Source organism: Gilliamella intestini (assembly GCF_900094935.1).
Lineage (GTDB): Bacteria > Pseudomonadota > Gammaproteobacteria > Enterobacterales > Orbaceae > Gilliamella > Gilliamella intestini.
The window spans coordinates 39,141-46,484 of record NZ_FMBA01000018.1 but is presented as its reverse complement, the minus strand read 5'-3'; the positions used below and the strand labels follow the sequence as shown (position 1 = coordinate 46,484).

The following is a 7,344-nucleotide window of genomic DNA, read 5'->3' as shown; positions in this document are numbered from 1 at the left end:
GCCAATGAAATAATGTCTTGGGTTGCTTTATAAGGTCTTGGAAATTCAAACTTTGCCGTTTGTTTGCTCCATTGGGTACTGTTTTGTAAAAGAAAATCAACCAGATAATCATTGAGATGATCCCTTTTAACCAAAGATTTTAATTTTTCAAATATATCTGGCTCTGCTTCCAGCATAATACCGATAGACAACATCCAAACCATATCAATATAACCGGATATTGCTTTCCAACCTTTTTCCATAAAAGAAACACTTCTTTTATAATCTTCTATTAAGTTTGGTATAGGTTGTCCTATGGAGTATTTGGCAATTAAAATATCAGATTGATAAATGAAAATACCTTTGTATGTCGATTTTATAATTTCATTATTTGGTTTGGGGTGTTTCTGTATTCCTTCCTTTTCATCTTGTTTTAAATTTTCAATTTTTTCAAAACGTTCTTTAATGAACTGTATCTTTAAATCTATAATTTCTTGATACCCTTCTAGGGAGTTTAATTTGTCTCTTAGTTCCATATAGTTATCTCTTTTTTTGGTAAAATTAATTATTTTTTAGTTAAGACCAAGGGCTGACTGATCCTCTAAAAACGCATAAGGCGTTTTCCCTAAAATCATTTTATGCAGTTTAGCGGTATTATAAAAATTAATAAAACATTTAAGTATTTGTTGTCTTTTTTGTATCACTAAATATTTGTTGATTATGCCATATTTCAATTTAAAGTTCATATCACTCTTTTCATTTTTTAATCTCCAGACGGTATAGACTCCTGAATATTTTTTACAAAAATTTAACCTAAAAAATTACACTTTTATTAGTGTGTTATATTCAGAGGAGTGATGTTATTTAATGTTAAATGCGTTTTTTGAGGTTATAAATAGCATGTTCTAGATAGAAATCGCATTTTGACAGGCAGTTTTTTATAGTGTTCATTCTAGCAGGTTAAAAGAACTGACAGCTTTCATCAGGCTTGTTTAGCATATTATAAATGCTCTAGCGAATGACCATAGAGCGTTTGGCCTAATTAGTGACGGTTATTTTTCTTTATGATATCAGCGCCCTATTTCTTGTCTGTGATAGGGCGTTAATTTTGGTTTTTTATGTATATTTATTACAGTAGTTTTTCAAATTACTACAAACAACACGAGGAATTGCTATACTTTAAGTAAGTTTTGTTAAAAAATTAACAAGTAGAAATATTTATTTTTTAGTAAAAACCAAATCAAAATCTAACAAAAATACAAAATAAAAAGAGGGGTTCCCCTCTTTTACGCACCAGCTCGATAATTAGGTGGCTCTTTGGTAATAAGAACGTCGTGGACGTGGCTTTCTTTCATACCTGCCCCCGTAATACGATAGAATTTAGACTTAGTTCTTAATTCATCAATCGTTGCACAACCTGTTAATCCCATACAAGATCTTAAACCACCCATTTGTTGGTGAATAATCTCTTTTAATTGTCCTTTATAGGCAATGCGTCCTTCTATGCCTTCTGGCACAAGTTTATCAGCAGCGTTATCGGTTTGAAAATAGCGATCAGAAGATCCTTTAGCCATGGCACCAAGGGATCCCATACCTCGATATGATTTATAGGCTCTACCTTGGAATAGTTCAATTTCGCCTGGCGCTTCTTCAGTACCTGCAAACATGGAACCAACCATCACACAAGACGCGCCTGCAGCAATCGCTTTAGCAATATCGCCAGAAAAACGAATTCCACCATCAGCAATAACTGGGATACTGTGCTTTTGCGCTACTTCGACTGCGTCCATAATAGCACTAATTTGTGGTACACCAACGCCAGTGACAATACGAGTTGTACAAATAGAGCCTGGGCCAATTCCAACTTTAATTGCACTAACGCCGGCATCAATTAAGGCTTTAGCACCTTCGGCTGTAGCAACATTACCTCCAATAATTTGTAGTTCTGGATAGGTCTTTCTTGCTTGGCGAATGCGTTCAAGTACACCCTCGGAATGACCGTGTGACGAGTCAATTAATAATACATCAACACCTGCTTCAACTAATGCTGCAATGCGCTCTTCATTACCAGCGGCTGCGCCAACAGCTGCTCCAACACGCAAACGACCTTTTTCATCTTTACAGGCATTCGGCTTTTGTTCTGCTTTATTGTAATCTTTGACGGTGATCATGCCTTTTAGATGGAATCGTGAATCAACAACAAGAACCTTTTCTACCCGGTGTTCGTGCATTTTTTGTAGTACAATTTCGCGTTGTTCACCTTCATTGACCGTAACTAAACGGTCTTTTGGTGTCATAACTGCGGTAACAGGTAAAGATAAGTCTGTGGCAAAACGTACATCACGCGCGGTAATAATACCAACAAGCTCTTGGCTTTCGGTCACAACAGGAAATCCTGCAAAACCGTGCTCTTTAGCAAGTTCAATAACCTGCTCTATGGTAGCAGTTGGTAAAACAGATACAGGATCTTGTACAATACCACTTTCGTGCTTTTTAACTCGTCTTACATGATTGGCTTGACTTTCAATTGACATATTTTTGTGTATAAAACCAATTCCACCTTCTTGGGCTAATGCAATAGCAAGATCTGATTCGGTGACGGTATCCATTGCTGCTGACAGCATTGGAATATTTAGCTTTATGGTTTTAGTTAGTTGAGTAGAGATATCAGCTGTATTAGGTAAGACGGTTGAGTGAGCTGGAACTAATAACACGTCGTCAAACGTGAGGGCTTCTTTAACTATGCGAGACATGACAATATTCACCATTGAGTTGAATTGTTGATAAAATATTGCCAAAGCATTCTATCTGCTTTTAATTTAAAAAACCAGTAAAATTTTATTTTCTATTAAAATAGAAAATAAATAAAAATGAATGAGTTCAAAATGTGTGAAGATATAGGAAAAATACCTCATCAGTAAGATAAACCTGATGAGGTAAAATAGACGATGAAGCTTGATTAAATAAACATATTAATCACTAAGCAACCTGCTAACCCACAAACAGAAATTATTGTTTCTAACAATGACCATGATTTCATTGTTTCAGTAATGCTTAAATTGAAATACTCTTTAAATAACCAAAACCCTGGATCATTAACGTGTGAAAACACAACGCTACCTGCACCCGTTGCAATAACCATCAGCTCAGGACTTACTCCTGTTGAGGCAATTAGTGGAAATACAATACCACCAGCAGTTAATGCTGCTACTGTCGCTGAACCTAGTGCCAAACGTAATAATGCCGCAATTAACCAAGCCATTATAATAGGTGAAATATTCGATGAATGCATCATTTGTTCAATGTAAACTTTTACACCACTATCAACTAGCACTTGTTTAAATGCTCCACCACCACCAATAATTAATAACATCATGGCAATAATTTTGATTGAATCAACTAGAGTAGCATTAACCTCAGTCATGGTTCGTCCACGTAAAAGACCAAATGTAAATACCGCAACTAATACAGAAATTAAAGTTGCAATGACTGGATCACCTAGAAACTCTACATAAGGTAATACTACATGTCCTTTATCTAAAGTCATATCGCAAACCGCACGAATTGACATTAAAATAACCGGAATTAAAGCAGTAAAAACACTGACAGCAAAGCTTGGCATTTGCTCATCAGTAAATTTTTTAGAATTATATAAACCTTCTTCAATTGGATGATTAATTACGCGAATAAATGGTAATCTTGCTAATACTGGCCCTGCTAAAATTACTGTTGGGATACCGATGATAGTACCATAGAGTAAGGTACGTCCCATATCTGCTTTAAAAATTTCTGCAATAGCTGTAGGGCCAGGATGAGGAGGTAAAAAGCCATGGGTCACAGATAAAGCCGCAGCCATAGGAATACCAATATATAGTGGCGATATACGTAACGTGGCAGCAATAGTTAATACTAATGGTAATAACAGAACAAAGCCAACTTCATAGAAAAGTGCAAAACCAACAATAAAACCGGTAAGTGTAACCGCCCATTGGATTTTCTTGTCGCCAAATGTTTCAATTAGCGTTGTTGCGATACGTTGAGCTCCACCACAATCGGCCAATAGTTTTCCCAACATTGCTCCAAAGCCCATAATTAAGGCTAAACTACCAAGCGTACCACCTACTCCATTTTTTATGGATTTCACCACATCCATAACTGGCATGCCTTCCATTACACCAACACTTAGTGCAACTAGAATTAGAGCAATGAAACCATTGACTCGAAGTGGTAACATTAAAATAAGTAGCAGTGCTACACCAATAGCAATTATTATTAACGGCATAAATAGATCCTCTAAAATAAATTATCCCTTGTTATCGGTAACATGCTAAATTATAGAGGATTTAAAAAAAAATACAGGGGGAAAATATCTAAAATGAGAATTTGATCACATTTTTAAAATAAATCTTATTTTTGTGCCATTAATATATAATTTATATCCACATTTGAACTTAATTTAAATTGATTTTTAAATAAAAGATATTCCATACCAATAATAGCCTCCACATCTAAATTTGCTTGCTCAACAAGTGCCATTAACTCTGATGGGCGAATAAAACGGTTAAAGTCGTGCGTACCTTTAGGCACTAAGCGAGCAATATATTCAGCCCCATAAATTAATAATAATTTGGCTTTATGATTGCGATTAATGGTTGATAAAAATAATTTTCCATTAGGTTTAAGTAATACTGAGCAAGCTTGAATAACTGAAAATGGATCTGGCACATGCTCTAATAATTCCATACAGGTAATTACATCATAATGCTCAGGGTGTTGCTGTGCATGTTCTTCAACTGTTTGCTTTTGATAATTAATTGTAAGATCATTTTGCTCAGCATGCATTTTAGCAACAGCAAGCGACTCATCAGCAAGATCAATAGCGGTAACATTTGCCCCTAATTTAGCTAGGCTTTCAGACAAAATTCCGCCACCACACCCTACGTCTAACACAGTTTGGTTAGTTAACGATCCGCATTTTTGTTGTATATAATCCACTCGCAATGGATTGATTATATGCAGTGGCTTACATTTGCCATTGGGATTCCACCAATCGACAGCAAGTTGTGAAAATTTGTCGATTTCGTTTAGATCAATATTTTGTGACATGGTTGCTCTTTAATATCAATAAAATCTGCAATCAACTATATGCTATGTCCTTGTAATTATCAATAAACAACCCTAATTATTCTTGTCTGTTTTAGAAATGGTATAGCAAACTACACGATTTGATATATAATTTAAGTTTAAAAAATCATCATATCAATAAGTTAAATATCTAGCAGGAATTTAATTTAAATATGATTATTTCACTTAAAACAACCTATGCTTGCTTAAACAGTGTAATGCACGTTTCTGTGATTGGTGCTTATGTTATTTTCTTATTGGCGATCATTCCTATTACTATTATTATTGATGCAATATGGCCTTATGGCTATACTCACGAAACCGCTATTATTCAAATACTGGTCACCTTTTATAATGCTATCTTGTCTTTTATTTTTAAAATCAAAAATTGCGATTATGTTTGTTCCTTGTTGGTTGTTATTTTCCTTTTTTAGGGTATTACAGATGTTCAATATGATATAAGTGCTAATATATACGCCTTAAAATTACAGATAATACCTGTCATTTGACCTACTAGGTTTTCTAGCAAATATAGCTAATAACCTGAATAATGTCTTGTTTATAGATTTATTTCATGGCATGATTAAAAGTTTACTAACGAAAATGTACTATTTTTACAACAACGCTGAATTAAACTAATTGAGATTAAAGGAAAATATTAATGAGTACTGGTACTATGAAAAAAAGCCACTCACAGTGGAGTTCACGCATGGGATTTATGCTAGCTGCAGCGGGTTCTGCTGTTGGGTTAGGTAACATTTGGAAATTCCCCTATATGGCAGGTCAAATGGGGGGGTCTGCATTTGTGCTTACCTATTTGCTATTTATGTTCGTTATAGGTTTACCAATTTTAGTTTTAGAATGGCTGATTGGTCGTCGTGGACAAAAAAATCCAATTCATACAATGGAAGATGTAGCTGTTTCAGAAGGCCGTTCTAGATCATGGCGTTGGGTCGGCATCATTGGCGTTGTAGGTTCATTTTTAATTTTATCGTTTTATAGCGTTATTGGTGGTTGGGCGACCGATTATATTTTTATAGCAGCTAAAGGCTCATTTAATGGAGCAAATGGTACAATTACACAACAAATTTTTGATGATTTCCGTGGTAACGTAAGCCATTTATTAACTTGGCATACCGTATTTATGGCCATCACTGCACTTATCGTTGCCTTAGGTGTTGGTGCTGGTTTAGAGCGTGCTTGTAAGCTGATGATGCCAGGATTAGGTATTTTATTATTAATTCTTGTTGGCTATGCGTGTTATGTTAGTGGTCCGTCTTTTTGGGTTGCATGTAAATTCTTATTTTCACCTAATTGGTCTGCATTAAGTGGTAATGCTATTTTAGCAGCATTAGGACATGCATTTTTTAGCTTATCATTAGGCATGGGTATTATGATGGCATATGGCTCATACCTAGGAAAAGACGTCAACTTATTATCAACTGCGCGTACAGTTGTAATATTAGATGTTATTGTCGCGATATTATCTGGTTTAGCTATTTTCCCATTAGTTTTTGCTAACGGTTTAAAAGTTGCCGTAGGCGAAGGACTTATTTTTGTTACTTTACCTATTGCATTTGGTAATATGGCTGGTGGTACGATTTTAGGTATATTGTTCTTTATATTCTTAACTTTTGCGGCATTAACGTCTTCTATTTCGTTACTTGAACCAACCGTTGAATTATTAGAAGAAAAAACTCCACTAGGCAGAAAATCAGCAACCATTGCAAGTAGTATCGTCATTTGGGCTTTAGGTATTGCTTGTTTGCTATCCTTTAACTTATGGTCCGACGTTAAACTCTTCGATAAACACATTTTTAATTTATTAGACTATTTAACAAGTAAAATCATGTTACCTGTGACTGGTTTAGGTACAGTAGTTTTTGGGGCTTGGATGATGAATCAAAAACGCATCCGTGAAGAATTAAATTTAAGTGATTTTTGGTTTAGTGTTTGGACTTTATTATCACGATTCGTTATTCCTATTGCGGTTATCCTAATTCTTATTTATGGATTTATGTAATTGCCATTGAGCATAATGTGTTTATGAGTAAAAAAGCCTTGATTCGCTCAAGGCTTTTTTACTCCATTTTTGTAGTGGTTTCAGTTAGGGTTGTTAACAAAAAACAACCAAACAATATTTAAATAATGAATAAATTTACTCATTTCTATTGAAATTCTCTTTTTTATTCCCATATAGCAATACATCAATAAATCAAACCATTATGTTAATTTTATTCA

6 protein-coding genes are annotated in these 7,344 nt (G+C 34.7%); 2 read left to right on the top strand and 4 right to left on the bottom strand.

The annotated features are described in order from the left end of the window. From GA0061080_RS06390 to ubiG, 4 genes are all read right to left on the bottom strand, one after another. A partial coding sequence (locus GA0061080_RS06390) for a PoNe immunity protein domain-containing protein (protein WP_091122832.1) occupies positions 1-515 on the bottom strand: 515 nt, incomplete at its 3' end. Positions 516-1,265: 750 nt separating this feature from the next. Then, entirely contained in the window at positions 1,266-2,732 is a 1,467-nt protein-coding gene (guaB, locus tag GA0061080_RS06385; protein ID WP_091122827.1) for an IMP dehydrogenase, read from the bottom strand. Between the two features lie 206 nt (positions 2,733-2,938). After that, entirely contained in the window at positions 2,939-4,261 is a 1,323-nt protein-coding gene (gene gntT / locus GA0061080_RS06380) for a gluconate transporter (protein ID WP_091122825.1), read from the bottom strand. A 125-nt stretch (positions 4,262-4,386) separates the two neighbouring features. Beyond that, complete coding sequence (ubiG, locus tag GA0061080_RS06375; RefSeq protein WP_091122821.1) at positions 4,387-5,085, bottom strand: bifunctional 2-polyprenyl-6-hydroxyphenol methylase/3-demethylubiquinol 3-O-methyltransferase UbiG; 699 nt, start codon at positions 5,083-5,085, stop codon at positions 4,387-4,389. 191 nt (positions 5,086-5,276) lie between these two features. Between ubiG and GA0061080_RS06370 the strand changes: the two genes are divergently transcribed. Both GA0061080_RS06370 and GA0061080_RS06365 read left to right on the top strand, forming a co-directional pair. After that, a complete protein-coding gene (locus GA0061080_RS06370; protein ID WP_091122817.1) occupies positions 5,277-5,537 on the top strand; it encodes a hypothetical protein in 261 nt (86 codons plus the stop codon). Positions 5,538-5,764: 227 nt separating this feature from the next. Next, the gene (locus tag GA0061080_RS06365) at positions 5,765-7,126 is read left to right on the top strand and encodes a sodium-dependent transporter (protein ID WP_209435756.1); all 1,362 of its coding nucleotides are present in this window, start codon (positions 5,765-5,767) and stop codon (positions 7,124-7,126) included. Positions 7,127-7,344 lie beyond the last annotated feature (218 nt).

Bases quoted from the DNA above. Each gene is read 5' to 3' on its own strand.
- guaB (WP_091122827.1), bottom strand. From the start codon at position 2,732: ATGTCTCGCATAGTTAAAGAAGCCCTCACGTTTGACGACGTGTTATTA.
- gntT (WP_091122825.1), bottom strand. From the start codon at position 4,261: ATGCCGTTAATAATAATTGCTATTGGTGTAGCACTGCTACTTATTTTA.
- ubiG (WP_091122821.1), bottom strand. From the start codon at position 5,085: ATGTCACAAAATATTGATCTAAACGAAATCGACAAATTTTCACAACTT.
- GA0061080_RS06370 (WP_091122817.1), top strand. From the start codon at position 5,277: ATGATTATTTCACTTAAAACAACCTATGCTTGCTTAAACAGTGTAATG.
- GA0061080_RS06365 (WP_209435756.1), top strand. From the start codon at position 5,765: ATGAGTACTGGTACTATGAAAAAAAGCCACTCACAGTGGAGTTCACGC.